Origin of the sequence: Fodinibius halophilus (assembly GCF_011059105.1) — a bacterium.
In the GTDB taxonomy this organism is placed as follows: Bacteria; Bacteroidota; Rhodothermia; order Balneolales; family Balneolaceae; genus Fodinibius; species Fodinibius halophilus.
The window spans coordinates 71,056-96,324 of the sequence record NZ_JAALLS010000005.1 but is presented as its reverse complement, the minus strand read 5'-3'; the positions used below and the strand labels follow the sequence as shown (position 1 = coordinate 96,324).

Genomic DNA, 25,269 nt, shown 5'->3' with positions numbered 1-25,269 from the left:
TGTTCAGTTGTGAGTTTGCTGTTTATTTTAATTCTAGATAGTTATGAAAAAGTGTTGCAAGTTATCAAAAAGAGAGTAGAAAGTCTTTTATCTATTTGTGGGTATTTATTGCAGTTTTTGATATTCGCTAAGGTGTCCCTGATCAATATCTGAAAGTAAGTTATAGGCTTCGAGACGAACTTGTGGGTCGGCATCTTCAAAGATAGCGACTATCTCGCGGTACTTGGCATTGAAGAAGGTATCGAATACGAGGTTGGATGATGTTTTTCGTTGGGCCTGTCGAATCTTTTCTAAGGAATCTAATACATATTGTCGGGCTTTTGGGGGATTGTTGACAAAGGTGTCAAGTCCTTTGCGATGGTACTGGTATACTGCGGTACGAAATCCTTCATAATTAGCACTTAGCAAGTTGTTGATAAGTTGTACGCGATTACGCCGGTTATTACTGCTTCGCGCCCATCCGCTTGCAGAAGTACTTTGGGCTAACGAGATGATATTTTGTGCCCGGTTGAAGTAAGGGGTTCCGCTCATTGGTTCGAACGAATCAAAATCATATCCCAAAACGGTATAGATATAAAAGTCGATGAGGCCGGTAAGCCGGTTAAATTGGAGCTCATCATGGATAAAGGTGCTGTTGGGCGTGTATGTAAATCCCCAGTTGCTGTCATTAAAGATAAACAGGACGGTTTCTTGAGTTGTATTATAAATGGGGCGACGCGATTGTACAACAATTTGAGCCTCAAAGTTAAAGTCACTATCAACGCTGAGCAGGGTAATTTGAATATTCATCTTGATTCGCTCATGCTCTCGAAACTCGGCGTCGATCCAGTTGTATTCGTTGATGTAAACCTCAATCTTATTCGGCAGATCATTCAGGTAGTTCAGCGAAGTACTGCTCAATTGGCTACGATCTATGGATACCTCGGCCTCAACTTCCTGGGCTTGTACGAAACAGGGCAGTATCACGAAGGCCAGAAAGAGATAATATTTTTTTAATAGGAAAAGTACACGAGAAATACTCATTTTAGCTATCTTGTTTTAAAAATATGGCAACTGTACGTAAGCAATGATACAAAAGCTGAAGAAACTCAACACGAAGAATATACTGATCGTTTTTATATGCTACCTGTTTATCCATGCTTATGGTAAGCATTTAAAAGCACAAGCGGTAATAGGTGCCCGGGAACTGGCTATGGGGCAAGCAACAACAGCATTACAAGAAACGAGCTGGTCGATGTTTGCCAATCCCGCGATGATGTCGCAAGAGAACCCCAATGCCGCCTTTTTCGGGGTGCGCTATTTTGGATTTTCTGAGGTCACAGATATGGCTGTTTCGGTTACTTATCCTACTGAATTTGGAGTGATTGGGGCCGGGGCCCACCGTTATGGGTTTGATCTTTTTAACGAAAATAGGCTTCGGCTGGGATATAAAAACGAATTGATGGGGTTCCACTACGGTGTCATCCTCAATTACAGCCATGTTGCTCAGGATATTAATAATGGTTCTGCCGGGGCCCTGGGAGTTGATGTTGGGGTGGCAGCACCAATTACTTCTGATTTATGGCTGGGGGCTAAAGCAACCAATGTTAATCAGCCTGCCTATGGTTCTCGCAATAATGAAAAGTTGCCTCGTGATCTCAGTATCGGGTTGTCTTATTACCTTTCAGATATTGCGCTCTTTTCAGCTGATGTTTATAAAGATGTTCAGTTCCCAATATCGTATCGTGCGGGGGTAGAAATGGCTATTATTGGTGGATTAAAGGGACGGGTCGGGGTTACCACTTCTCCACAGACGTTTACTGCCGGTATTGGATATGTAATGTCTTCCTGGAGTGCTAATATTGCTGTACAGCGCCACGAGAATCAGGTATTGGGATATAGTCCGGCCCTGGATTTTAAAATTTCCTGGTGATGCAACAAAGGTTCTATTTTATAGTCGTACTCCTGTTTCTGGGACCCTTGGTAGTACAGGGTCAACAGCAAGACTCTACCCAATCGGAGGTGCAGGATGACCTGGAAGAGGCCCTGGAAGTATTCGATCCCCAGAGTTCGGGGGCAGATGCAGAACAATTAACACAGCTTTTACAAGAGTTAGCGGCCAATCCGGTGAATATTAATTCTGCTGGTATTAATGCCTTATTACAGGTGCCGGGTTTAAATCTGAAAACGGCTCGGGCAATTATTGATTATCGCACTTCTGTTAAACCGTTCGAGACGGTAAATGAGCTGGATGAAGTTTCTGGAATTGGGCGTGTTACGTTGGAAAAAATGCGACCCTATGTAACACCGGGCAGGGGCATAGAATTAAGTAAGGCACTATTTACAGATTACCGGTATTGGACGACCGATGGGCGGTTCCAGGCATTTTCTCGGTATCAACAGGATATTCAAAAGGCAGAAGGGTATAATAAACACCCGGATGATGGGGGATATGTGGGGAATCGTATCAAGTATTATCAACGATTTGGTTACCAAAGTGACCATATTTCTTTAAATCTAACGCAGGAAAAAGATCCTGGAGAGCAGCTGGTGGGTCCCACCAAGTTTGATCACCGTAGCTGGCATGTAGCACTGGAAGATAATGGGAAGCTACAAATGTTGGTAGGCGGAGATTATAGTCTTGCTTTTGGCCAGGGATTGGTACTTTGGAGCGGAGCAGCCTTTGGAAAAGGCAGTGATGTTATCGGAGCAGTAAGTAGAAATGGTCGGGGAATTAAGCCCTATACCTCGGCCCAGGAAACAAACTTTTACCGGGGCGGGGCTGTTACCTACGGGGGTAAGTTGCAGCTTACGGGTTTTTATTCAAACCGACGGCGTAGTGCCAGCGTCATAAGTGATGACACAACCCGGTTTCCCGGAACGGACGGCTATAAAAGAACAGCCAATGAATTTCGACAAGAGGATAATTTAGGACATAAACTCTATGGTGGACACATCCAGATGGAGTTTCCTTTTGGGATAGTCGGGGCTACGGGCTATAAAACTACTTTTGATCATGTGATTGCAGCAAGTGACAGGGCATATGCACAATATGATTTTGAGGGACGTGAAAATTCCGCTTTTGGAGTCGATTATACGTTGTTGTTAGGACCGGCTGTTGTTTTCGGGGAGGCGGCACGAACTGAAAATGGCGGGTTGGGTTTTATTACAGGTGTAGAAAGTGGCATAGGAGAAGATACCGAAATGACCTTAGCGTACCGACATTATCAGAAAAATTTTCAGTCTATTTTGGGTAATGGATTTGGAGAGGTTTCGGGGCAACCCAAAAATGAACAGGGAGTTTATCTTGGCATACAACATACGATTGGAGATAAAGTAACGCTTTTTGGGTATTTCGATCAGTTTCGGTTCCCCAGTGCACGCTTTGGTACAAATCAGCCGACTCAGGGATACGATTGGTTGGGAAAAGCGGAAGTAGAGGTTTCATCAAATCTTAATTTCTATTTGCAATTTCGCAGTGAGATTGAAGATGACGAATATGAAGTAACCGATCGTTTTGGACGTAAACAGCAGCGGCTTGGCTCATCACGACGAAGTACCTACAGGGCGCATTTGGAATACCAGGTGAATCCCAAAGTGCGATTGCGCAGCAGGGGAGAGCTGGTGCAAAGTAAGCAAGCGGGGGAAGAACTGGAGCTTGGGTATTTGATTTACCAGGATATTCGATTTCAGCTTCGCGATAACCTTCAGCTAGATGCGAGGCTGTCAATGTTTGATACCGAAAGTTTTGACACCAGGGTATACCAGTTTGAAAACGATCTGCTCTACGTTTTTGCTAGCCAGGCTCTTTTTGATAAGGGACAGCGAATGTATGCGTTGTTAAATTATGAACCGTTCGATTTCCTGGAACTCTGGGCTAAGTTTGGAATTACTGTTTATGAAGATAAACAGGTTATTGGCAGTGGGTTAAATCAGGTTGAAGGGGATACGCGCAGTGAAGTGGGAATTCAAGCCAGGCTAAAGTTCTAACTTTTTTTCCTTTGCAATGGCTGTAAAGTTAACTGACGGTTGACCACTGCGGCTTTTCAGTCTCCTGCTATCTCGTTCCAATGCTCTGCGTCGGGGAGGGGATACGTAAGTCACCTGTTCCAAACAACCCCGACCTTCCGGGCAATCGCCGGAAGCCCACCCCTTGGAACAGAACACTCAAGAGGGGATTTTTCTCTCCCATTTATTTAAAAGAGGGCTTTGCAAAACCTTTGATTTCGTCATTCTGAGCTTGTCGAAGAATCTCCAGTATCAATCTGCTGCCGTTGGAAGGGAGATTCTTCATTACATTCAGGATGACTGCCTGGTTTTGCAAAGGTCCCTTAAAAGTAATGTCATCGCGACCTGGACAGGCTAACAACATTGCTCTTGGAATTATAAGGTTCTGTAGAGAAGCTTATTTACCGTTCAAAAAATGCTTTTACAGAAGTTTGAAAGCATCGGATAATTCTTTTATTTGAGGGTAGTTATTATTGTCGATAATAGACAATCAGTGAGACGGCATATTGGAAGGACTTTCAAACTGCTGCTAAGCTTAGCATACCCAATCATTTATACTATTAAATTGTACCCTTTTCCTTTTTATGGGATTTGAACAGATTGTAATACTAGGAATATTAACGTTAGCCTTTATTGCATTGGCAGTGGACCTCTGGAGTCCTGATGCCGTGCTGTTAACGGCTTTGGGTTTAGTAACTGCAAGTGGAGTCATAAGCTTGGAGGAGGCTTTCTTGGGGTTTGGGAATACCACCTTGTTTGCATTGGGCAGTTTATATGTGGTAGGAGCAGCTCTTCGAAAAAGTGGAGCCTTAGATCGGGCCAGTGAATTTATTTTGGGTAGTGAAACCAGAAGTGTACAACGCATTTTGTTGCGACTTTGTCCCAGTGTATCAGCATATTCGGCCTTTCTTAATAATACACCCATTGTGGCAATGGGGATCCCAGCGATAAGGAGTTGGGCCAAAGAAAAACATATCCCGGCTTCAAAATTGTTAATGCCTCTATCATATGCTGCTATTTTAGGAGGGATGTGTACACTGATAGGAACCAGCACAAACTTAATTACGCACGGACTGTTACAGGATCATGGTTTTGAGGGATTCTCCTTTTTTGAGTTGGCTTGGGTAGGAGTGCCTTGTGCGATATCCGGGCTCATTTATTTGGTTTTTATTTCGCCTAAGCTGACCCCTGCACGCCGGGATATTCGTATCCAGGAAGAATTAAAACGAAAGCTGTTGGTAGAACTCGAAATTACCGATGGTGCTGATGTAATTGGTAAAGAAGTTTCAGAAGCCGGGCTTACCGCTTTTCCTGGCTTTTATCTTTCGCGTATAAATCGCAAAGACCAAGAGATTGCTCCCGTTCCTGAAGATGAAAAGTTACGTTCAGGAGATCACCTTTTTTATGCTGCTGAGGGCGGTATTGCAGCTAAGAAGCCTAATATTACCGGTTATCCCGGGTTAAGGCTGGCATTTCAACCACCCAGAACGATAAGACGTAACGAAAAAGATCGTGAACTACACCAAGTCGTTGTTAAAGAGGGGTCACGACTGGTTGGAACTTCAGTAGGTGAAGCAAAGCTATTAGAACGATTTGGGGCTGCTGTTACGGGTGTGCGCAGAAAAGGAGAACGTATTGATCAACCTTTGGGAGAGTTTGTACTGCATCCCGGTGATATGTTACTCTTGGATACGGGAAGGGGATTCCGGGGCGCATATGAAGATACTGAAGATTTTTTTCTTACCAGTGAAGCCGGGGGAGAAGCACCGGGGGATATTTCCGAGATTAAAGAGGAACGGCCCGGTGGAAAAGACTTATATATTTCTATTGCTGTACTGATTGGTATTGTCGGGTCTGTAGTAATGGGATTTATGCATATCGCCCTGGCAGGGGTGCTGGGAGCTGCAGTACTCATGGCCTTCAATGTTATTGAGGCCGGTGAAGCCCGTAAATCTATTGATTGGACTGTACTTATAGTGATAGGTTCTGCACTGGGGCTGGGAAAGGCGATGGAAGTGAGTGGTACCGCTGTAATTATTGGGCAGGGGTTGTTGGATCTTACAAGTGCTTACGGGCCGCGAACGGTTCTTGCAGGGATTGTCATCGTTACGGTAATACTGACGGAACTCATCACTAATAATGGTGCTGTTGCCTTGATGTTCCCCATTGCTCTCTCAATAGCCGAAACCCAGGGGCTCGATGCACGTCCGCTCTTTATTGGAATCACCCTTGCTGCTTCAATGTCGCTGCTTACTCCTATCGGCTACCAGACCAACCTGATGGTATATGGACCGGGTAACTACAAGTTTACTGATTTCTTTAAGGTGGGATTTCCTCTGCAGTTAGTACTTTGGGCGGTAGTAATTATTCTTGTTCCTATAATTTGGCCGTTATAGGAAGGGGCAATGTTGGGTTTCAAATGTTGAATGTTGGATTTTGAATGGTTGGTGAGTGGTGACCGATGATCGTTTTTTATCTCGTTCCAATGCTCTGGGCTGGGATGGGGTTAATGCCGCTCTGCAGTACATGCCTTTATAGCTCTTCTCCTTATTAATCATTCTCAATTTGAAAGCAGTCTATAATTCTTTTTCTTTGGCCTCAAGAGAACAGAGACTCTAAAATACTATATAATGACCCTTGCCGGATGGACGGTAATAGCCGTTATTTTAGCTTGTATTGTATTACTCATTGGTACGCGCATAGCGGCTGATGTGGTCTTTATTGGCGGTTTGACAGCACTTATTGTAAGCCAGGTTGTACCTGCGTCGGAGGCCCTTGTAGGTTTCTCAAATCAGGGGATGCTTACCGTAGCAGCACTGTATGTGGTAGCGGCCGGACTCAAAGAAACCGGAGCCATTCAATATGTGGTAGAAACTATTGTGGGCAGGTTTAACAGTATTCGCCGGACCCAGATACGAATAATGGCACCGGTTATGGTGGTCAGCGCTTTTCTGAATAACACTCCCGTGGTGGCCTCATTTATTCCCGCCTTGGAAGACTGGGCCCGTAAAAACCAGGTTGCGGTTTCCAAACTTCTTATTCCCTTAAGCTATGCGGCTATTCTTGGCGGCACGTGCACCCTTATTGGCACCAGTACTAACCTTATTGTTAATGGCTTACTCATTGAAGAAGTGTCGACACAGACGATTGGTATTTTTGAACCTGCCCTGATTGGCATTCCTTGTGCTATCGTCGGCTTTTTATACCTGGCCCTTTTTGGGGATGAACTACTGCCTGCCCGCGGATCAGGATATGATACCTTCAAGGATCCCCGCGAATATACTATTGAAATGATTGTTCAAGGGGATAGCCCTTTACCCGGTAAAACGATCGAAGAAGCTGGGCTTCGCCATTTGCCGGAACTGTTTTTGGCAGAAATATATCGGGAGGAGCATATTATAGCTGCCGTTGATCCCGAGCAAGAATTACGAGCCGAAGATCGTCTGATTTTTACCGGTGTAGTCGATTCTATTGTCGACCTGCAGCAGATTAAAGGACTAACACCAGCCACTGATCAGATCTTTAAGCTCAATTCATCGCGGCGCGAACGTCTTTTAATTGAAGCAGTGGTTTCGCCCAGCCATCCTGTTAATGGTAATACGATTAAAAAAGGTGGATTTCGCAATAAGTATGATGCCGTAGTACTCGCGGTTTCACGGAGTGGTGAGCGAATAAAAGAAAAGGTGGGAGATATCCGGTTAAACACCGGTGATACGCTGCTATTGGAAGCGCACCCGACCTTTTTGGATCAGTATAAAAACTCCAGCGATTATTATTTGATAAGCGGGATCAGTGATTCCAGCCCACCGGATTATGAACGATCGGGATATGCATGGACTATCTTAGGCGGAATGGTTGCCAGTGTTGGTTTCGGCTTACTGTCTATGTTCCAGGCTTCTTTTTTGGCAGCGGGACTGATGATCGCCACCCGCTGTTGCAGAACGGCTACTGCCAAAGATTATATCGACTGGTCGGTGTTACTTGTTATAGCAGCTTCGCTGGGGTTGGGGAACGCTCTTCAGGTGACCGGTGCCGCGACCGTATTGGCAGAAGAATTCCTGCACTTAGCAAAAGGAAGTCCCTATTTAGCATTGGCAGGAGTATACCTGGCCACATGGATATTAACAGAGATGGTTACCAATAATGCAGCTGCAGTATTAATTTTTCCCATTGCCATTTCTATGGCAGCATCCTATGGGGTAGATTATATGCCCTTTGTGATGACGATTATCATGGCGGCTTCGGCCAGCTTCTCAACGCCTATTGGCTATCAAACCAACCTGATGGTTTATGGTCCCGGCGGATACAAGTTCACTGATTTCACCAAGATTGGTCTCCCATTAAATTTGATGGTAGCCATAATTACAATATCTTTGGTGCCTCAAATCTGGCCGTTGTAATAGCAGGACGGCCGACCGAGGACGGGGGAGCGAAGAACCGAAATGCATCTTTTAGCTCCGAGGGAGTTGCACTCCCGCCACGGTGTAGCTAGAAAGGGTTACAATTTTTAGAAAACAGTTAACTTTGGATAGTGCAGGTGTCATCCTGAATTCGGCTCAGGATTTTGTTTTATAGAAGTAATCTTACAAAGGTCACGAATATCATAAATAAAAAATTATAGAAGTAATATGTTGAAAGAGATTATTGGAATTGCACAAGAGGCCGGCGAAGCAACGCTGGAGATTTATAACGATTCCCAGGATGTTGAAATCAGCCGAAAGGATGATGATTCGCCCCTTACGAAGGCCGACCTGGCTTCGCATCATATTATTGTTGATGCTCTAAAAGAGTTAGATCCCGATACGCCCATTATATCGGAAGAGTCCGGGGTGCCTGCCTATGAAGAGCGAAAAGGGTGGAATACTTTCTGGATTGTAGATCCCCTGGACGGGACCAAGGAGTTTATTAAGAAGAATGGGGAATTTACTGTAAATATCGCCCTCATAGATGATGGTGTACCGGTACTGGGCGTGGTGTATGTCCCCGATAAAGAAACTTTATACTATGCTGAAAAGGGGAAGGGCGCCTTTAAGCAAGTGGGATCCAAAGCCCAGGAACGTATCATTTCTAAAGCCAGTAAAGCAAGTGATGAATTAATAGCAATGCAAAGCCGATCTCACGGATCCGGAAAGCTTGTTGAACAGCTGAAAGAGAAAGGCTTAAATGTGGTAGAAACTATTCCCGCCGGGAGTTCCCTCAAATTTTGCATGGTAGCCGAAGGGGAAGCGGATATCTACCCGCGAATGGGGCCTACAATGGAGTGGGATGTTGCGGCAGGAGATGCGGTATATCGCTATTCAACTAAAGAAGGCGTACATACCTCACCGCTAACATACAATAAGGAGAATTTGAAGAATGGTTCTTTTATAGTTGGTCTTAAGGACCAAAGTGTAAAGTTTTAAGTGTTAAGTTTTATGGCTTATCAATCATTTGAAGATTTAGAAGTTTGGAAAAGGTCGACAAGGTTGTCTGTTGAGCTTACAAATTACTTGACTGACTGTAGCGACTATGCATTTAAAAATCAGGTTTTAAGATCAGCTATTTCAATACCTTCAAATATTGCAGAAGGGGCAGAACGTCAATCTGATAAGGAATTTAGATACTTTTTAAACGTTGCTAAAGGATCAGCAGCAGAGCTTAGAACACAGCTTTATATTGGAATGGAAACAAAAATACTTGAAAAGGAATTGTGTTTACGGATGATCAAAGAATTGAAAGAACTTTCTTCAATGATGCAAGGCTTAATTAAGAGTATAGATAAGAAACTTAACACTTAAAACTTTACACTTTTAACTATGAATGCAGAGCAAGAAAAGAACCTGAAACCCACCGTTCTTTGGTTTACGGGGCTATCGGGATCAGGAAAGAGTACGATATCAGAAGAGGTATATGCCCGGCTAAAAGAGCAGGGATATGAAGTGGAACATCTGGATGGCGATGCGGTGCGAGAGGTATTTCCGAAAACAGGTTTTTCAAAAGAGGAGCGGGATGCCCATGTGAAGCGTGTTGGTTTTATTGCCAGCTTGCTACAGAAACACGGCGTTTTTGTGGTTGCCTCTTTTATTTCGCCCTACCAGGATGCCCGCGACTTTGTCCGTGATATGTGTGAAGACTTTACCGTAGTTCATATTTCAACTCCATTAGAAGTTTGTGAAGAGCGTGACGTCAAAGGGCTTTATGAGCAGGCTCGAAAAGGAGAGATCGATAACTTTACCGGCATCAGTGATCCCTATGAAGAGCCTGAGAATCCGGAACTTGAGATCGATACTACCAATATTTCTGTAGAAGAGGGCGTACAGATGGTGTTTGATTATTTGGAGTCGCAAGTGAATTGATTGATGGGATTAGGTGATTGGAAACCAAGATCAATGTAGAAGGCTGAGTGTTGAATTTTGAACTGATGGTCAATTATCTCTCACTTCTAATCGACTATTAAGAATAGTAATCGGATAAATCACCTTTCATCCTAAACTCCTGTACAGAAGTTTTTCCATGTGCTCCTCCTTGGGGAAGGCGGACAGGAGCGATTGACGTATCGGATCGCGTAGCATCTAACGACCAAGAAAAAGTCCTCTTTTCGCCTCTAACGATGATAGGGCTAATAATGGAAACCGAAGGAGGTGCAGCTATGCGCCTCGAAGTTTTAAGGTAGAGGCGGAGGATAGCCACTTTTATATCCTTCGAATGTCTTAGCGTAGTTGAGCTCTGCAATAGATCCTATTTTGTCCCTCCCTAATTTTTTAGCCTATTAAAAGCAATATCACCCCGAGTACAACAATAGGAAGTTGAGGAATTTCATATTTTGGCTCTTGTAGTATCTAAAGGGGAAATGATAATTCCTTGCAGAAGGGTCTGAGGAAAGAATTGGGAGCAGGGCCTGTTAGAATTGTTATTACGAATGGGGTATGTGAGAGAGGTTTCTTTATTGGGCTAGAATTAGCAATCTTCTTGGGAATCTTCTATAATTTGAAACATCTCATAATGCTGATTGGAATAGTTCAAAATGGATCCCAAAGTATATCTAAAAGAGTTATTTTTGCAAGGCCTGGAGTTCTGTTTTCCCGGCCGTGCGGTAGAAGAGGCCATGGTTTTAAGGGATGGAGAGCTGAAAATAGCAGATGAGCGTTATGCTATTCGTAATCGCCCTATCTATCTGTTTGCGGTAGGGAAGGCGGCCGTACCGATGTATAAGGCAGCAAATAAGGTGTTGGGTGAATATATTAATAGAGGTTTCGTAATCTACCTGGCCCATGGCACTATACCTGAATGTAGCGCTGATATTGTACTGGAAGCTTCGCATCCTACCCCAAACAGCAAGAGTTGGCAAGCGGGGAGGCAAGCTGTTGAATTTGTGAAAGGGCTGCCCGAAAATGCCATACTGATAACGCTTATTTCGGGGGGAACTTCGTCGCTGATGTGTCTGCCGGCAGAGGGGATCTCCATAGATGATCTCACCACTACTTTTGAACTGTTAAATAGGTCGGGGGCTACTATTGGGGAGATTAATACGGTGCGGAAACATTGTTCGCGAATAAAAGGAGGGCAGCTTTTGAAGAGGCTGGATGATTCGGTGCGCTTGATTAATCTCGTTGTTTCGGATGTGCCGGGGGATGAATTAATGAATATTGGAAGTGGACCGACCGTGCCGGATTCCACTACTTTTGAGGAGGCTAATGAGGTGGTACGAGGGTATGGGTTGTGGGGAGATTTACCCCCGCCGGTGCAAGATCATATTTTGAAGGGGATTGCCGGGGAGGTACCGGAAACGTTGAAACAAAATAGAGCATCTCTAAGAAGGCATAGTTCTTATGTTATAAGCTCGGCTTCTCGTCTTGCTCACAAGATCGGGGCAATAGCGGGGGAGGAAGGTATACAAACGCATATCGCTGATGAGGCTTTTAATGCCGATGTAGAGGAGGTCGCAAAACAGGTAGCAGCTGAGGTCAGGCGGTATGGGGGAGCAGGCAGCAAGCTGTTTGTGTTTTATGGGGAAAGTACGGTGACGGTGCAAGGGGATGGGAAGGGCGGACGGAACCAGGAGTTGGCGTTACGTGGGGCTATGGAAATTGAGGGCCGGCAAGAGATCTGTTGGCTTTCGGCGGGGACGGATGGTATTGATGGGCCTACGGATGCGGCGGGGGCTATTGTGGATGGAAATACGGTACCTGGTGCGCGAGAGTATGGACTAGTGCCGGAGGAGTATCTTGGGGATAATGATTCGTATCATTTTCACCAGCAGATGGGTACGCTATTGAAAACAGGACCATCGGGCAATAATTTGATGGATATTGTACTGGTACTTGTAGAAGGAGAGAGTAAGTGACAAACTTACAAAGTAAGTCAAATGATGGAGGACCACCGGCTAACCGCTGACGGTTTTTAGTTGCCTGCTATCTCGTTCCAATGCTCTGCGTTGGAACGCATTTCTTACCGTTTTGTGGTGCATTTTTTTGTGTATTCTCCCGTTTTTTAATCGACCCCAAAACGGGGTGAAAGTCGCCGGCTGAGAATTCTGAAATCGTTACGTTCCGACAGCTGTCGGAATGGGATAATTCTAATGGTCCGTTGCGTTGAGAGGTGGCACCAAGAGAATACACCGGTACTACTATGCCAAGGTGTAATCTGCCGAAACCCTTAGGTGTAGGTATGGCTTCGTAGCACAGGTACTAAATGGTCCTGGTCGCCTTCTGTTCTTCGCTCAGAATTCGTTATGCCGGATGGTTGGGAACCGTGAAATGAGCAAGAGAATTTCCCCCTTTGGGTATTATCCAAATGAAAGGCACTGGGTGTAATCTGAAGGGGGCTTGGGGGATGTTAATCGTTAAACCCCGAATCCCCCGATTTAAAAACCCAAAAAAGCAGTGTCACTGCGCCGTGTCCCGTTTTACGGGGAGGGATTCCGGTGGCTTTTCGGAAGGCCGCGGCAGTCTCCCTTTCTTAGTTCGCGAAGTGCACCGAAGCCTTATGGCGTAGGATCTAAAGGATATCCTTAAAAGTATCAAGTAGCTATGTCAGGGAGATCGCCACGCTTCGCTCGCGATGACAGACGTTGGTAGAGCAAGAAAAGATCCCCCTTGTGGCAATGGCTGTGATAGAGCTGACAATGGGAACAGAAGGAGGGGCAGGAGGATGATTGGCAATAACAATGTTTTTCTTTTTTGTTACCCGAAGGCGAACCTCCATAGAACGGGGCATGGCGTGATAACGAGTGTCATTTCTATTTTCAAGACCAGTGTTATTCTATAGGTAAAAAAGTTCAGTTTTCGGGCAATTTGGTTTATCTTTGCGAGTTAATTATTCTCTGTCTGATAAAAAATCTCTAAGCACAGATATCTATGATTTGGCAGGACGGCATCTACTTATGGTTTTTATTGATTATTCCCATACTATTGGCGGCAAGCTGGTGGTACAACAAGCAGCTTGATGAAAAAAGGAAAAAGTATTTTGGAGCTGACCTTTTTGAAAAGTTGCGATCTGGCTTTTGGCCTTTGGGTAAACGAATTCGAAATGCCAGTATTTATGGCGGCATAGCTCTCTTGATGATAGCTGCTGCAGGCCCTAAGCTGGGTACTGAGGTGCGCGAGGTTAAGCGACAGGGGGTTGACTTGCTTATTGCTTTGGACCTCTCTGCGAGCATGAATGCCGAAGATGTTAAACCTAGCCGACTGGAGAAGGCCAAGTATGAAATTTCGCGCCTTATCGATCGCCTGGATGGCGACAGAGTTGGACTCATTGTTTTTACGGGTGAGGCGTATTTGCAATCTCCAATGACGCTAGACTATTCTGCTCTCCGCCTGTTTCTCAATATTGCGGAGACCGACCAGATGCCTTCTTCTTCTACTAATTTCAGTGCGGCTATGCAGACGGCTTCCGAAGCCTTTGGTTCTATTGAAGAGGATAAAAAAACAAAGGCGGCCAAAGTGTTGATGATTATCTCTGACGGTGAAAACCACGGCGAATCGTACGAAGGGGCATTACAGGAATTGCAAGACCAGAATGTGTCGGTATATACCTTGGGTATTGGTACTGATGCCGGTACTACCATCCCTCTTTATAATGATTCCGGTTCGTTGTTGGGCTATAAACGCAACGAGACTGGCGAAGTAGTAACATCGAAGCTACAGCCACAGGTATTACAATCTATTGCAGAAGATGGAAACGGGGAATTCTATGAAATACGAAGTGGAGGGTCTGGTATTGATGCTTTTCTGGGCCGCCTGGATGAACTGCAACAAGGAGAATTTGCCAACCAGGAGTATGCCGATTTTAAAAATCAATACCAGTGGTTGGCGGGTATTGGGCTACTCTTTTTACTGATTGGGATGGTCTTTCCCAAGTATCGGGTGGTGGAGTGATTTGAATATTGAGAAATAGAAACTTGTTTCTCAGCTTCGTTGATCTGCAATTTCGATACCATCAAATATTGCAGAAGGCTATGGCCAAAATTCGAATAATGAATTTAATAGGTTTCTAAAGGTCTTCATGGGATCGTTGTTTGAGTTGTAGACTCAGCTTCAAATTTCTGAAAATTTGGAATATAGGGATGCAGAAAATAGAGAAAGATTGTACGAATTAAGTCAAGAAATTGAGCGAATATTGAGCAGTTTTATGAGAAGTCTGAAACATAAGAATTGAACTTATAACTATGTGACTTTGTCACTTTGAAACTATAAATAATGATAAAACTTTTTATTTCTGATATCGATGGCTGTATTTCTGAGCCGTTTACGACCCCGGATTGGGATCTGCTTGCTCAGGTTCGGCGACTTAACGAACAGAGCAGGCAAGATATGGCTGTGCCTCCATTAACATTATGTTCGGGGCGCCCCATGCCGTATGTTGAGGCGGTAGCCCAGTGGTTGCATGTAGACTTGCCCTGCGTATTTGAGAGCGGTGGGGTATATGAGCTGGAAAACAACCGGGTAGAATTTTTAAGCTCTTTTGACGAAGAGGCTGAAAAACAGATTAGAGATCTAAAAAATTGGCTCGACCAGGAGATTATTCCTCAATATCCCGATATGGTTATAGAGTTTACCAAAAAAATGGATGCCGGAATTATCCATCTGGATACGGAAATTATTGATGAGCTGTGTCCCCTTTTTGAAGAATATGTGGAAGAGCATTACCCTCGGTTTGAAGTCCATAAGACGGAGATTTCAATTAATATTATTTTAAAGAATAACAATAAAGGAGCAGGTATTACAAGGCTCTGTGAGCTTATAGATGTAAAGCCCGAAGAGGTGGCCTATATAGGGGACAGTAGTGGTGATATTCCGGGGCTAGGAGTTGTTGGCCATGGTTTTGCTCCACAAAATGCTGCAGATATCGTCAAAGATAAAGCCGAAGTATTGGATGCCTCTGTTACGGATGCGGTGTTGATGGCTTATAGACGTATTATCCAGCATAATAGAAAAATATTGGCTGAGGTATAAACTAAATGGGGTATGCTTTGGTATTTTCCTGATGAAACCCCTAAAAAAAGTAGTTGCTACTTCTCGTTTTGAGGACAGACCTAGCAGGTGGCAGTGAAGTCCAAAAGAGATAGCATGTTGGACGATTTGCCAAATCGGCCAACATATTTTGCTGTAACTAGTGATGGGATCTATGTTATTATTTTGGTAATAAGAACAGGATGCCACAGCCGACGGATTTATCCGTCAGCTGTAAGGTTTTAATTATTAGAACAAGATTTATTTGTAGAGAGGGACTTTTTTAGTTTATAACACCATTCTCCTGCTCCTCAAGAAGCTCAAAATATTGTTCAATCAGACGCTGATAGTCTTCCGAAAACTTCGTGCGATTCGGGTCATTGAGCATTTTGCGAATTCGTTGTTGCAGTTCTTCAAGGGTAATATCAGGCGAGCTCGACTGTTGTTGCTCTTTGGCCGTTGTAGCCTCGCGACGATCTTCCTTACCGCGTTCCTGCACCGCCTTCTCCGCACTCAGCATCCGTGATAAAATATTTTGCTGCCGTTGCATAAGTTGTTGATCCAGTTGGCCTCCCCGCAGATCATTAATAGCATCTTCCATCTGGTCCGACATCCGTTCGAGCTCACTTAAAACGCGGTCTCCGGATTCCAACTCGCCACTTTGTTGCATCTTCTTCAGCTGCTTTCGGATTCTGTTTTGCTGCTTCGAAAGTTGGTTCAGGCGCTTCGTCTGATCTTTACTGAGGCGGTTCCCCTGGATGTCGTTAATCATATTCTGAATCTGTTGATTCAACTTCTGCTGTTGCCCCGACATCTTTTGCATCTGCTCAATCATCTGTTGCATGCTCATGCCGCCTCCTGAACCACCGTTCTGCTGATTCTGGAGCTGTTCCAAAAGGGAAGCAATCATGGAGGAGAGTTCATTGATACCTCCCAGGGATTGACGTTGCGTGTATATAGAATTCGATTTATCGCGCTCCGACAGGGTATTTACTGCACGACTAAGTTTGTTTTCAATCTCCACTTTCTTCTTATTGATCCGGTTAGAAAAGCTGGGGATCTCCGACGAGAGTTTGTATAACGAATCAGAAAGTACAGTAAACTGTTGAGAAATATTTTTTTCCTTACGGGCTTTTGTTACAAAAGCCCGTGAACGTGGGGGTAGGTTCTCTGTTTCTCTGGTCAACTCTTCTTGGTTCGTAGATAAATTTATCAGGGAATAGAGAATATATTCCAAGGCCCGGCTATTAACTTTTTTCCGCTGTTGGCTCATCTGTTGTTTGGCAGATCGCATCTGCTGCGCCATCTGTTGCATCTGCTTTTGAATATTTTGTTGCTGCTGACGTGTCTTGGGGTCCGATTTTGGGGCTTGCTGCTGTTTTTGGAGCTTTTCAATATTCTCCTGAAGTTTCTGTTTGGTCTGCTCCATCCGTTGTTGAGAGGTCTCTTTAAGCTTTTGCACCCGGTCTTTAGTTTTTTCAGGAGCATTTTTATCAAGCTGTTCGAGCTGCTCCCGGAGCTGTTCAAAGTCATCTTGTATCGCTTTCTGTTGTTCCAGATCTTCTGCAGGCGACTGCTCTGATTCACTGACTTCTTTCTCTTGTTTGGCCAGCTCTTCCAGTGATTTTGCCATCTTGTCGAGGTCGCTGTTTAGCTTCAGCGTCTTAAACAGTTCTTTGGTCCTGTTGATACGTTGCTTGTAGATCTCTTCATTGAACTCGTAGTTTTCCAATGCTTTCCGCATTTCATCGGGACTCATCTCTCCCAACGATTTTTGCAGCTCCTCTAATGCTTTTTGTAGCTCCGGGTTGTTAATTTCCTTCATCAGTTTTTGGAGCTCATCGTAAGCTTTCAAGGTTTCCGGCGACATCGCATGACTTTTTTCAATTTCTTCCCGAATCTGTTCAAACTTCTTATTGAGATCGTCAACCTTTTTATCAATTTTTTGCCGTTCTTGCTCAACTTGCTGTAGCTGTTTCTTTTGCTCCCAGTTGGTTTCCGGGTTCTTTTTTAGTTTTTCTTTGAACTCATCGTATTCCCGTTCCATCTGTTCAAAAGATTCTGAAATATCATCAAGAGACTCAGTCACTTTTTCTTCTTCTGTTTCCAGCTCATCCATATACTCTGTCATCGAAGGAAAGCTAATGACCATTTTTTGCGAACGACCGGTTTTATACCCGTTGTACCCGTCATTGTCGGTAACTTCTATCCAATAAGTAATAACATCCCGCGGTTTAGGATTTAATTCAGGAATAGCCCAACGGTACTGTTCCTGTTTACTCATCGATGGCCGTCCCAGCGAAATACTACCGTGTTCTGGTTCTTTTTTAAAGGCTTGTTGGAGCTCATAGTTCAGCGTGGCCGAAGTTAAGCCAAAGTCGTCCCCAGCCTCATATTGAATGAGAATATCCTCAGCAGTTTTCATCTGGATATTATTTTCAGGAGCTGTAATGTTAACAAAGGGGGAGCGGTCCCTGCGGGGATTAACTACAAATCGGAATTTGTTTTTATTTGAAAGCCCCGCTTCGTCAGCCATATTAAAGGATACAGTATCGGGCTGTGTGATTTCCCATTGGTCGCGCACGATAAGTGAGTCCGATGAATTGTCAATGTGCAGCACTGTATCAGTACGAGCACTATGGCTGATTTCAAGTTCTGAAATGGCCTTGTTGGTAGTAGCGCTCAATGCCAGCCGAGATCCCTGGTACGCTTTAATTTGTGAGAAAGGATAGCTGTACGAACTGGTATCGAGGCGGGTATAAGAGGGAGGGATAATGTGCACCGTAAGCTGTTCAAGTCTTGGCCGTAGTTGTACTGAAATTTGGTGTGTGGGGCTTTTGAACCCATCCATATTAAAATAGTATCGACCAGAGGTCGTCAGCGAAATAGGTGCAAAAGAGGCTTGGTTTTCGTTGATCTGAGTTGCTTCTCGTTTTCGGTAATCGTTCTCGATATCCGTTTTAAAAGCCAGGCTGAGGTTTTCCGGAATTTCATCCTCAAAAATTATCCTTGGGATTATCGATTCTCCCTGTTCAATAGTGGTGGTTCCCGGTTCTATGGTAAAACTATAGGGGTTTGGGGGCGTATAATTGATCCAAACGTGGGCCATCCTATTTACAGCTCCGGGTTGCAGTGTTGAGAGAGTGATGAACAGCAGGAGCGTGCCGGCTAATCCCGCTATGCCCGATTGATAATATTTGTAAGATGGGTGCTGCTTCAAAAAATGCTTAATCTTCGCTTCTACCTCTTCGGGATTGAGCTGCTCTGTATTCTGTTTTATTGCTGCCTGCTGCAGCGGTCGATCTTTGTTTTCAGAGTCGTGATAGAGATCCAGGGCATCACTCAGTTGTGGCAAGGCGTGTGTACTGCAAAATCGCTGGTAAAACTGTTTAAAAGTGGGAGATTCCAGCCGGTGGTAAAGCAAGTAAACAGCTATTGAGGCGAGGACAAGAAGGGTCAGTCCAACCGTTATTTTAACTGGAGCCGGGAGATAAAAAAACAGTTCTGTAATTCCGGCAATAAAAAATCCCAATAAAAGAACAGCAAAGAAAAGGAGCGCCACAGAGAGCCGTTGTTTGCGCAACAGCTGGCGGTAATGTTTTTTTAGTACCGATAGGTACTGTTGCATCATCTGGTATGTAGGCTCTTTCGAGGGCGATTTCATGGTGCTGGTATTGAAGCAATGAGTTAATGAACGCCGGCGTATATGGCGTGCACCGGATTGTTAAAACGAATATGTACGGTGTCCATTATAAAAGATAACAGATTTAGCACCTTATAACATCATCAGCTGAAAATAACGTGTCATTTCTTCTGGGGATCTGTTAGTGCCCGAGGTCTTCCAGGGTGAGTTGCTGATCAACAGCATATTTACCCTCTTCTTTTTTTGCTGTGATAAGCTCTTCTTGTGCATCGTGTTCCAGAAACAGATACCATCCTTCATCTACAGCCATGTTCAGGTAACGCTCTTTTTCGTTTAATGTTTTAACGGGGTACATATCATATCCCATAACCCAGGGAAGGGGCAGGTGGACGTGCGTGGGAATGAGGTCGGCCATAAAGACTACTGTTTTACCATCCGCGGTGATGCGCGGCAGCTGTTGGCTGATGGTATGCCCGTTTACCGGCAGGGCATCAAAGCCTTTTTCGTAGGTATGGTTTTCTTCCACCAGGTTGAGCTTATCCCAGTTTTTGATGGGAGTTATATTATCGTCCAGAAAACTGGCTTTCTCCCGAGCATTAGGATCGGTAGCCGTTTGCAGGTGCTTATTGGTGACATGGTACCGGGCATTGGGAAACGTATGCTTCAGATTGTGCTGTTCGTCGTAATAGGTAGTACCACCGCAATGATCGAAATGCAGGTGTGAAAAGATAATATCGGTGACCTCTTCCGGCTCAAAACCGTGCTGTTCAAGAGAACCTAACAGGTTGCTGTGTTCGTGATCGATCTGGTAGATAGATTCAAATTTATCATCAAATTTTGTGCCTGTACCGTTGTCGATAAGGTAAACCCGGTCGGTATTTTCAGAAGTTATGAGCAGGCAGCGCATCGCCATATTGATACGGTTATTGTCATCAACATCTATATATCGCGACCATAATGTTTTGGGAACAACCCCAAACATAGCTCCGCCATCAAGACGAAATCGACCGGTTTCAATACTGTATAAATGGAACGGTCCCAGTTTAACATCAGATAGATTCATTGTTAAAGTCTGTAGTGATTTTAAATACTGTTTGCTGTTTATCGTTAGGCCGCACTAAAAGAAAAGAGGTATCTAAAGTTTCTCGAGGAGTTTATTAAGGAAAAGACGAATTTCTTTGAGATCTTTTTTAACGCTCACAGGTATTTTTTCTTCATCTTCCAGCCCGCCTTTTTCAAGTACCTGCTGGGCGCCTTCGGTACTGTATTTTTTCTCCTGTATCAGTTCTTTGAGCTTTAAAACAGTCTCAATATCTTCCTCTTTATAAATGCGGTTGCCGGCTTTATTCTTTTTGGGATTGAGTTCATTAAATACGGTTTCCCAGTAGCGCAGAACGTGGGCTTCCACTTCTGTAATATCACTAACTTCACCGATTGAGTAATAAAGTTTTTTCATAGGAGATCTAAAAGCGTATCTTTATTGCTAATTATACATGATCTGGTTGATTATTTCTAACTCTTTGTCATAAAATAAGTAACAAAACGTTGCCTGAACAAAAATCTAATACATCAGAGGTGGAACTTAGCGTTGTGGTTCCCCTCTATAATGAGGAGGAATCGATAGCGGAACTGGCCGAGAAGGTGAGGGAGGCCCTTGCCGAACAACATACCTTTGAAATTATATTTATTGATGATGGTTCTTCTGATCGGTCGTGGCACGAAATTGAACAAGTTACCGATACCCATTCCAATTTATTTGGCATTCGTTTGCAACGCAATTATGGCAAAAGTGCTGCGCTACAAGCCGGTTTTGAGAAAGCAAAGGGCCGCTATATCGCTACAATGGATGCCGACCTGCAGGATGATCCTTTTGAGATACCCCAGATGTTGCAGCAACTTAAAGAGCAGCAGCTTGATCTTGTCAGTGGCTGGAAGAAGGAACGGCACGATCCGATCTCCAAAACGGTTCCGTCACGGTTTTTTAACCGCGTTACCTCTATGGTTACCGGTATTAATCTTAACGATTTTAACTGTGGGCTTAAAGTATACCGACGCGAAGTGGTAGATCATATCTACCTTTATGGTGAACTGCACCGCTATATCCCATTTTTAGCCAAGCTGGAAGGCTATGATAATATTGGTGAAAAAGTAGTGAAGCACCATCCCCGAAAATATGGAACCACAAAATTTGGAATGGGGCGGTTTATGCACGGTTTCCTGGATCTGTTGACCTTGTTATTCGTTAATCGATACCTGCAGCGTCCTATGCACTTTTTTGGAACCCTGGGTTTTCTGTTTTTATTCTTTGGGGGAGCTATCAATGTATACCTGTCGATAGATAAAATATTTTTTGGAGAGCCCTTGGGCGATCGTCCACTTTTGTTGCTGGGGGTGATGCTTATGGTACTGGGGGCCCAGATTTTTTCTATCGGTTTCTTGGGAGAACTCATCCAGAAGCGCAACGAAAAGCAACAAAAACCTAATATTAAAGAGATTATTTAAGTATTACATGAGTCGCATTGCCTACGATCCGGTTAAAGACCGGTTTGCCGATATAATCCGTCGGTTCCGGTTTTTACGAACACTTTTTTATATGATTTTAGATCTGTTTTTTCTTCGCAGTTGGTATGTACGTGCCGTATTGCGGAAGTTCGGAACACCATTAGATCGCGAGGGAAGATGGACGCTGCTTGATGCCGGCTCCGGCTTTGGGCAATATGATCGTTTTATATTACAACAGTTTGATCATGTAAAGATAAAAGCGATTGATGTAAAAGCCGATTATCTGGAAGACTCGCAGCATTATTTTCAGGAGGATATAGCGGCAGGTTGTATTGAGTTTCAGCAAGAAAACCTGTTGCATATCAATTATGATCGGGACTTTAACTTTGCAATCTGCATTGATGTACTCGAGCATATAGAAGAGGATGTTAAAGTAATGACCAATATACAGCATGCTTTGAAAGAGGAGGGCTACTTTCTAATGCACTCGCCCTCAATCTTCTCTGAAGAAGATGCTGATGGCGACGATTCTTTTGTGGATGAACATGCTCGTGCCGGGTATTCAAAAGAGGATATTAAAGAGAAGTTAAAAACGGCGGGTTTTGAACCACTGCATGTTGCCTACACTTACGGTGAAAAGGGACATATGGCATGGAAAATGCTCATCAAATACCCAATGCTTTGGCTTAACAGGATAAAACTGTGGGCACTGCCTATTATGGCAGTTTATTACCTGTTTACCCTTCCTGTTGGACTCTCTCTTATGTGGCTTGATCTCAACGAGCCTAACGTCAAAGGAACCGGCATTTATGCATTAGCTCGCAAAAGAGATACTCCCAAGTAGATCTTTAAATGACCTGCCCGGGAGTATAACACTTCATTACCATATTGCTACACTGATATTAGTTCATCAGCTTTAACTGTAGATGCCTCATATACCAAGAGTGGTACTTTTGAGTAGAAGGCCATCTCTTTGGAGTGATTGCGGTTTGTAAGTTTTTCCCAGAATGTCTTTTTGTATCGTACCATTACAAGCATGGAATTGGGATGCTCAATTAAAAAGTCAGCAGCTCCAGGGAAGAAATCATACTCATAAGTCAAGTGGAAATTAATGTTCGGATATGTGATTTGCTCTTTAACGAGTTCACGAAATCCTCGATGTTTTATCTCACTTTCCAGGTTTCGGTGGTCAGAAACGTGGAGTACATCCACAGAAGCATTGAAAAGTTTGGCAAATCCAGCGGTTTGCTTTAGAGCTCCCAGGTCTCCGCTTTTGTAATCTGTAGAAAAGATAATTTTCTCCATCTGCGCCAGGGTGCAACCGTTGGGAATTGCTAATACAGGGCTGGCTGATTTTTTTATAACGCTGGAGGCAACGCTGCCAAAGACAGCATTTCGATCTCCTGTAACTCCTTTGGTCCCCATTACTACAAGATCGGGTTGTTCTTCTTCTATCCTATTTATGAGACTGGTAGTGGGTTGTCCTGATTGTAATATAGTGGATATATCCAGGTCAGCATACGCTTCTTTCTTACGCAGATCAGTTATGAGCCGTTCAAACAGGTCTGAGGTGTCTTGGATAGTCTTATCGCGACTTCCCTCGAAGCTGGGCAGCATATCCATCGATTCCTGGGTGCTGTGAAAGAGCGTAAGCTTAGCACCGGCGTGGTGAGCTATTTCGGCAGCAAAGGGCAGGGCACGGTTTGCATTTTTTGAGAAATCAGTAGGAAAAAGTATATGGTTGAATGAATTATTCATGAGGGTAATAGTTTGGTTAATATGTTACTGCAACATATCATTATTTTATGAATTGACGTCGTAAGTGACTCACTTACATTTTATGTGGTGTATTTTCCTACACGCAAGTCTAGGTAATATCCGGGACCCGGGAATGCATTTTTTAGATTAGGAATAAACAGAGAACACCAATTACTGATACTAAAGTTACGAACCATATCAATTTGATACTTTTTTGAAAGCCTGCCCAGAATGTAAAAAGCCCTGCTTTTACTAAAGTGTTACTTATTACAGCAATGATGATGCCGGATATAGCAACGGTAGGGGGTGTGCCGTTTTGGGCCATTTTGGAAAGCGAAAGAGTGATAGCATCTACATCCATAAGGCCTGAAAGAAAACTGAGCAGGTAAATGCCTTGGTCACCATACCATTCTTTCATTGTGGAAGTGAGCAACAAAATGAGCCCCAGGAGCAAACCAAATTGGAGTGCAGTCATAAGTTGCAAAGGGTTATTCAAGGTAATATCGGGTTGAGATTCTTCTGGACTACTATGCCCTCGCCATAGCCAAAGGCCACCACCTATACTTGCCAGGAACATCGCGGTTAATGGAATCCACAGTGGATGCAAGATGCTTTTATTAACAATTGCAACTTCAATCCCTACACGAATAAACATAATAGAAGAGGCTACAAGGATTCCGGCAATAAAGATTTGTCCGGCAGACTTTTTTTGTTGCCGGGCAAACTGAGCCAGGCTAATGGTCACGGCCGTCGAAGAAGCAAGTCCCCCGGTTATGGCTGTCAATATTGTGCCTTTATCCTCCCCGATATATTTAATGAGAATGTATCCTATAAAAGAGAGTCCCGAAATAAGTACAACCATCCACCAGATCCAATACGGGTTGATGGTATCCCAGGGGCCATATCCCTTGTTTGGTAACAGAGGGAGGAGAATTACTGATATAACCAACAGTTTGACGGCAGCATAAATCTCTTTTACTTCAATAATTTTGAGCCATTTATGCAGGGTAGGTTTTAAGCTGAGTAGCGCAACAGCCACAACCGTTACGCCGAGTGCATAACCGTGATAACCCAAAGCAGCCCAGGTGCTAAGTGAAAACGTAAGGAGCAGGGCTACCTCCGTAGTTATCCCAAGATCTTTCTCTTTATCTACCTTTACTTCGGTGATGTATGAAGTGATGATCAGAGCCGTTAATCCCAGAAAAACGAGAGCATACGTCCACGCATCGAGTATATTACTTAATTTCGCCCAAACCCCACCGAGAAGTCCGACCAAGCTAAAGGTGCGGATACCTGCTACGCGATCTCCCTCATCTTCCATACGACCGCTCCAGCCCCGTTCAATACCGATGAGTAAACCGATACCCAGCGCTGCCAAGAGATCCCAGATAAATGTTAGTTCCTGCTCCATAATCCACGGGGTTTATTATTTCTTACAACATGATAAAAACATTCCGGGAGTAAAGATAGTTAAAAGGACCTTAATGTCTTTAACTTTTGGGGGCGGCCCAATTGCCATGGTCCCTTTCAGCGGGGCAAAGAAGAAAACTTTTTGGTTGGCTGGGTGTTTGGGATGAGCTTCCAGCTCTCGTCGGGCGACTGGGGTTGTCGTCCGGCGAATGGTATGAGCAAAAGTATCGAAAGCCCCCTTTGCTGCCCCACACCTGCACTATCTACTATGCTAAAGTGCTAATCTGCCGAAACCCTTAGGTGCAGGTATGGCTTCGTAGATCAAGAAAGTTTCGGTGTGCTCGCTTGATCCCTCCCTACGGCGCAGGGAGGAGAACTCCTTTCCCCATTAAAAGCAGTGTCATCCCGAGCGGAGTCGAGGGATCTCCCTGAAAAGGATCGCGTAGTATCTAAAAGGATATCCCTTATAACATCATAAAGCTATTCCCGGGAGATAATACACCTCCCGACCAATTCGAAGTCCACGAATTGCCCCCAGGA

General features: G+C 44.2%; 21 protein-coding genes. 13 read left to right on the top strand and 8 right to left on the bottom strand.

The window, feature by feature from the left end:
- Window positions 1-105: 105 nt before the first annotated feature.
- The gene (gene porD / locus G3569_RS05530; protein WP_165266892.1) at window positions 106-1,023 is read right to left on the bottom strand and encodes a type IX secretion system protein PorD; all 918 of its coding nucleotides are present in this window, start codon (window positions 1,021-1,023) and stop codon (window positions 106-108) included.
- Between the two features lie 43 nt (window positions 1,024-1,066).
- On the opposite strand from porD, the gene G3569_RS05525 reads away from it, so the two are divergent.
- Window positions 1,067-1,912, top strand: coding sequence for a PorV/PorQ family protein (locus G3569_RS05525; protein WP_165266890.1), 846 nt, complete (start codon window positions 1,067-1,069; stop codon window positions 1,910-1,912).
- Window positions 1,912-3,969: a helix-hairpin-helix domain-containing protein gene (locus G3569_RS05520; RefSeq protein ID WP_165266888.1), complete on the top strand. Its 2,058-nt coding sequence runs from the start codon at window positions 1,912-1,914 to the stop codon at window positions 3,967-3,969. The genes G3569_RS05525 and G3569_RS05520 overlap by 1 nt, the downstream gene beginning before the upstream one ends.
- A gap of 202 nt (window positions 3,970-4,171) precedes the next feature.
- On the opposite strand, the gene G3569_RS18740 is transcribed toward G3569_RS05520, so the two are convergent.
- Complete coding sequence (locus G3569_RS18740; RefSeq protein WP_276611304.1) at window positions 4,172-4,303, bottom strand: hypothetical protein; 132 nt, start codon at window positions 4,301-4,303, stop codon at window positions 4,172-4,174.
- 268 nt (window positions 4,304-4,571) lie between these two features.
- Between G3569_RS18740 and G3569_RS05515 the strand changes: the two genes are divergently transcribed.
- From G3569_RS05515 to G3569_RS05490, 6 genes are all read left to right on the top strand, one after another.
- Entirely contained in the window at window positions 4,572-6,383 is a 1,812-nt protein-coding gene (locus G3569_RS05515; protein WP_165266886.1) for an SLC13 family permease, read from the top strand.
- A 234-nt stretch (window positions 6,384-6,617) separates the two neighbouring features.
- A complete protein-coding gene (locus tag G3569_RS05510; protein ID WP_165266884.1) occupies window positions 6,618-8,387 on the top strand; it encodes an SLC13 family permease in 1,770 nt (589 codons plus the stop codon).
- A 228-nt stretch (window positions 8,388-8,615) separates the two neighbouring features.
- Window positions 8,616-9,389 (top strand): 3'(2'),5'-bisphosphate nucleotidase CysQ, encoded by a 774-nt coding sequence (gene cysQ, locus G3569_RS05505; protein WP_165266882.1) that lies wholly within the window; start codon window positions 8,616-8,618, stop codon window positions 9,387-9,389.
- 12 nt (window positions 9,390-9,401) lie between these two features.
- A complete protein-coding gene (locus tag G3569_RS05500) occupies window positions 9,402-9,764 on the top strand; it encodes a four helix bundle protein (protein ID WP_165266880.1) in 363 nt (120 codons plus the stop codon).
- Between the two features lie 18 nt (window positions 9,765-9,782).
- Window positions 9,783-10,322, top strand: a complete 540-nt coding sequence (gene cysC, locus G3569_RS05495; protein WP_165266878.1) for an adenylyl-sulfate kinase — start codon at window positions 9,783-9,785, stop codon at window positions 10,320-10,322.
- A gap of 668 nt (window positions 10,323-10,990) precedes the next feature.
- Window positions 10,991-12,310 carry a glycerate kinase type-2 family protein gene (locus G3569_RS05490; RefSeq protein WP_165266876.1) on the top strand — a complete coding sequence of 440 codons (1,320 nt, stop codon included), beginning with the start codon at window positions 10,991-10,993 and terminating at the stop codon, window positions 12,308-12,310.
- Window positions 12,311-12,993: 683 nt separating this feature from the next.
- Here the strand turns inward: G3569_RS05490 and G3569_RS05485 are convergent.
- Window positions 12,994-13,182: a hypothetical protein gene (locus tag G3569_RS05485; RefSeq protein ID WP_165266874.1), complete on the bottom strand. Its 189-nt coding sequence runs from the start codon at window positions 13,180-13,182 to the stop codon at window positions 12,994-12,996.
- Between the two features lie 140 nt (window positions 13,183-13,322).
- Between G3569_RS05485 and G3569_RS05480 the strand changes: the two genes are divergently transcribed.
- From G3569_RS05480 to G3569_RS05470, 3 genes are all read left to right on the top strand, one after another.
- A complete protein-coding gene (locus G3569_RS05480; protein WP_165266872.1) occupies window positions 13,323-14,342 on the top strand; it encodes a VWA domain-containing protein in 1,020 nt (339 codons plus the stop codon).
- Window positions 14,343-14,391: 49 nt separating this feature from the next.
- Complete coding sequence (locus G3569_RS18895; protein WP_165267031.1) at window positions 14,392-14,493, top strand: four helix bundle protein; 102 nt, start codon at window positions 14,392-14,394, stop codon at window positions 14,491-14,493.
- A 170-nt stretch (window positions 14,494-14,663) separates the two neighbouring features.
- Window positions 14,664-15,419: an HAD hydrolase family protein gene (locus tag G3569_RS05470; protein WP_165266870.1), complete on the top strand. Its 756-nt coding sequence runs from the start codon at window positions 14,664-14,666 to the stop codon at window positions 15,417-15,419.
- Window positions 15,420-15,699: 280 nt separating this feature from the next.
- Here G3569_RS05470 and G3569_RS05465 read toward each other — a convergent pair whose 3' ends face one another.
- The 3 genes from G3569_RS05465 to G3569_RS05455 form a co-directional block, all read right to left on the bottom strand.
- Window positions 15,700-19,080 carry a DUF4175 family protein gene (locus G3569_RS05465; RefSeq protein WP_165266868.1) on the bottom strand — a complete coding sequence of 1,127 codons (3,381 nt, stop codon included), beginning with the start codon at window positions 19,078-19,080 and terminating at the stop codon, window positions 15,700-15,702.
- Window positions 19,081-19,240: 160 nt separating this feature from the next.
- A complete protein-coding gene (locus tag G3569_RS05460) occupies window positions 19,241-20,122 on the bottom strand; it encodes an MBL fold metallo-hydrolase (RefSeq protein ID WP_165266866.1) in 882 nt (293 codons plus the stop codon).
- Between the two features lie 72 nt (window positions 20,123-20,194).
- A complete protein-coding gene (locus tag G3569_RS05455) occupies window positions 20,195-20,515 on the bottom strand; it encodes a MerR family transcriptional regulator (protein WP_165266864.1) in 321 nt (106 codons plus the stop codon).
- An 89-nt stretch (window positions 20,516-20,604) separates the two neighbouring features.
- On the opposite strand from G3569_RS05455, the gene G3569_RS05450 reads away from it, so the two are divergent.
- Window positions 20,605-21,561: a glycosyltransferase family 2 protein gene (locus G3569_RS05450; RefSeq protein WP_205720046.1), complete on the top strand. Its 957-nt coding sequence runs from the start codon at window positions 20,605-20,607 to the stop codon at window positions 21,559-21,561.
- Window positions 21,562-21,568: 7 nt separating this feature from the next.
- A complete protein-coding gene (locus G3569_RS05445; protein WP_165266862.1) occupies window positions 21,569-22,405 on the top strand; it encodes a class I SAM-dependent methyltransferase in 837 nt (278 codons plus the stop codon).
- Window positions 22,406-22,452: 47 nt separating this feature from the next.
- Here the strand turns inward: G3569_RS05445 and G3569_RS05440 are convergent, their stop codons facing one another.
- On the bottom strand, window positions 22,453-23,319 hold the full coding sequence (locus G3569_RS05440) for a universal stress protein (protein WP_165266860.1): 867 nt from the start codon (window positions 23,317-23,319) through the stop codon (window positions 22,453-22,455).
- 142 nt (window positions 23,320-23,461) lie between these two features.
- Window positions 23,462-24,730 carry an MgtC/SapB family protein gene (locus G3569_RS05435; protein ID WP_165266858.1) on the bottom strand — a complete coding sequence of 423 codons (1,269 nt, stop codon included), beginning with the start codon at window positions 24,728-24,730 and terminating at the stop codon, window positions 23,462-23,464.
- Window positions 24,731-25,269: the final 539 nt, after the last annotated feature.

Excerpts from the sequence above, each read along its gene's own strand:
- G3569_RS05485 (WP_165266874.1), bottom strand. The coding sequence starts at position 13,182 with ATGCCCCGTTCTATGGAGGTTCGCCTTCGGGTAACAAAAAAGAAAAAC.
- G3569_RS05435 (WP_165266858.1), bottom strand. The coding sequence starts at position 24,730 with ATGGAGCAGGAACTAACATTTATCTGGGATCTCTTGGCAGCGCTGGGT.
- G3569_RS05525 (WP_165266890.1), top strand. The coding sequence starts at position 1,067 with ATGATACAAAAGCTGAAGAAACTCAACACGAAGAATATACTGATCGTT.
- G3569_RS05440 (WP_165266860.1), bottom strand. The coding sequence starts at position 23,319 with ATGAATAATTCATTCAACCATATACTTTTTCCTACTGATTTCTCAAAA.
- G3569_RS05460 (WP_165266866.1), bottom strand. The coding sequence starts at position 20,122 with ATGAATCTATCTGATGTTAAACTGGGACCGTTCCATTTATACAGTATT.
- cysQ (WP_165266882.1), top strand. The coding sequence starts at position 8,616 with ATGTTGAAAGAGATTATTGGAATTGCACAAGAGGCCGGCGAAGCAACG.
- cysC (WP_165266878.1), top strand. The coding sequence starts at position 9,783 with ATGAATGCAGAGCAAGAAAAGAACCTGAAACCCACCGTTCTTTGGTTT.
- G3569_RS05465 (WP_165266868.1), bottom strand. The coding sequence starts at position 19,080 with ATGAAATCGCCCTCGAAAGAGCCTACATACCAGATGATGCAACAGTAC.
- G3569_RS05455 (WP_165266864.1), bottom strand. The coding sequence starts at position 20,515 with ATGAAAAAACTTTATTACTCAATCGGTGAAGTTAGTGATATTACAGAA.
- G3569_RS05520 (WP_165266888.1), top strand. The coding sequence starts at position 1,912 with ATGCAACAAAGGTTCTATTTTATAGTCGTACTCCTGTTTCTGGGACCC.
- G3569_RS05470 (WP_165266870.1), top strand. The coding sequence starts at position 14,664 with ATGATAAAACTTTTTATTTCTGATATCGATGGCTGTATTTCTGAGCCG.
- G3569_RS05480 (WP_165266872.1), top strand. The coding sequence starts at position 13,323 with ATGATTTGGCAGGACGGCATCTACTTATGGTTTTTATTGATTATTCCC.
- G3569_RS05515 (WP_165266886.1), top strand. The coding sequence starts at position 4,572 with ATGGGATTTGAACAGATTGTAATACTAGGAATATTAACGTTAGCCTTT.
- G3569_RS05500 (WP_165266880.1), top strand. The coding sequence starts at position 9,402 with ATGGCTTATCAATCATTTGAAGATTTAGAAGTTTGGAAAAGGTCGACA.
- porD (WP_165266892.1), bottom strand. The coding sequence starts at position 1,023 with ATGAGTATTTCTCGTGTACTTTTCCTATTAAAAAAATATTATCTCTTT.
- G3569_RS05490 (WP_165266876.1), top strand. The coding sequence starts at position 10,991 with ATGGATCCCAAAGTATATCTAAAAGAGTTATTTTTGCAAGGCCTGGAG.
- G3569_RS05510 (WP_165266884.1), top strand. The coding sequence starts at position 6,618 with ATGACCCTTGCCGGATGGACGGTAATAGCCGTTATTTTAGCTTGTATT.
- G3569_RS05445 (WP_165266862.1), top strand. The coding sequence starts at position 21,569 with ATGAGTCGCATTGCCTACGATCCGGTTAAAGACCGGTTTGCCGATATA.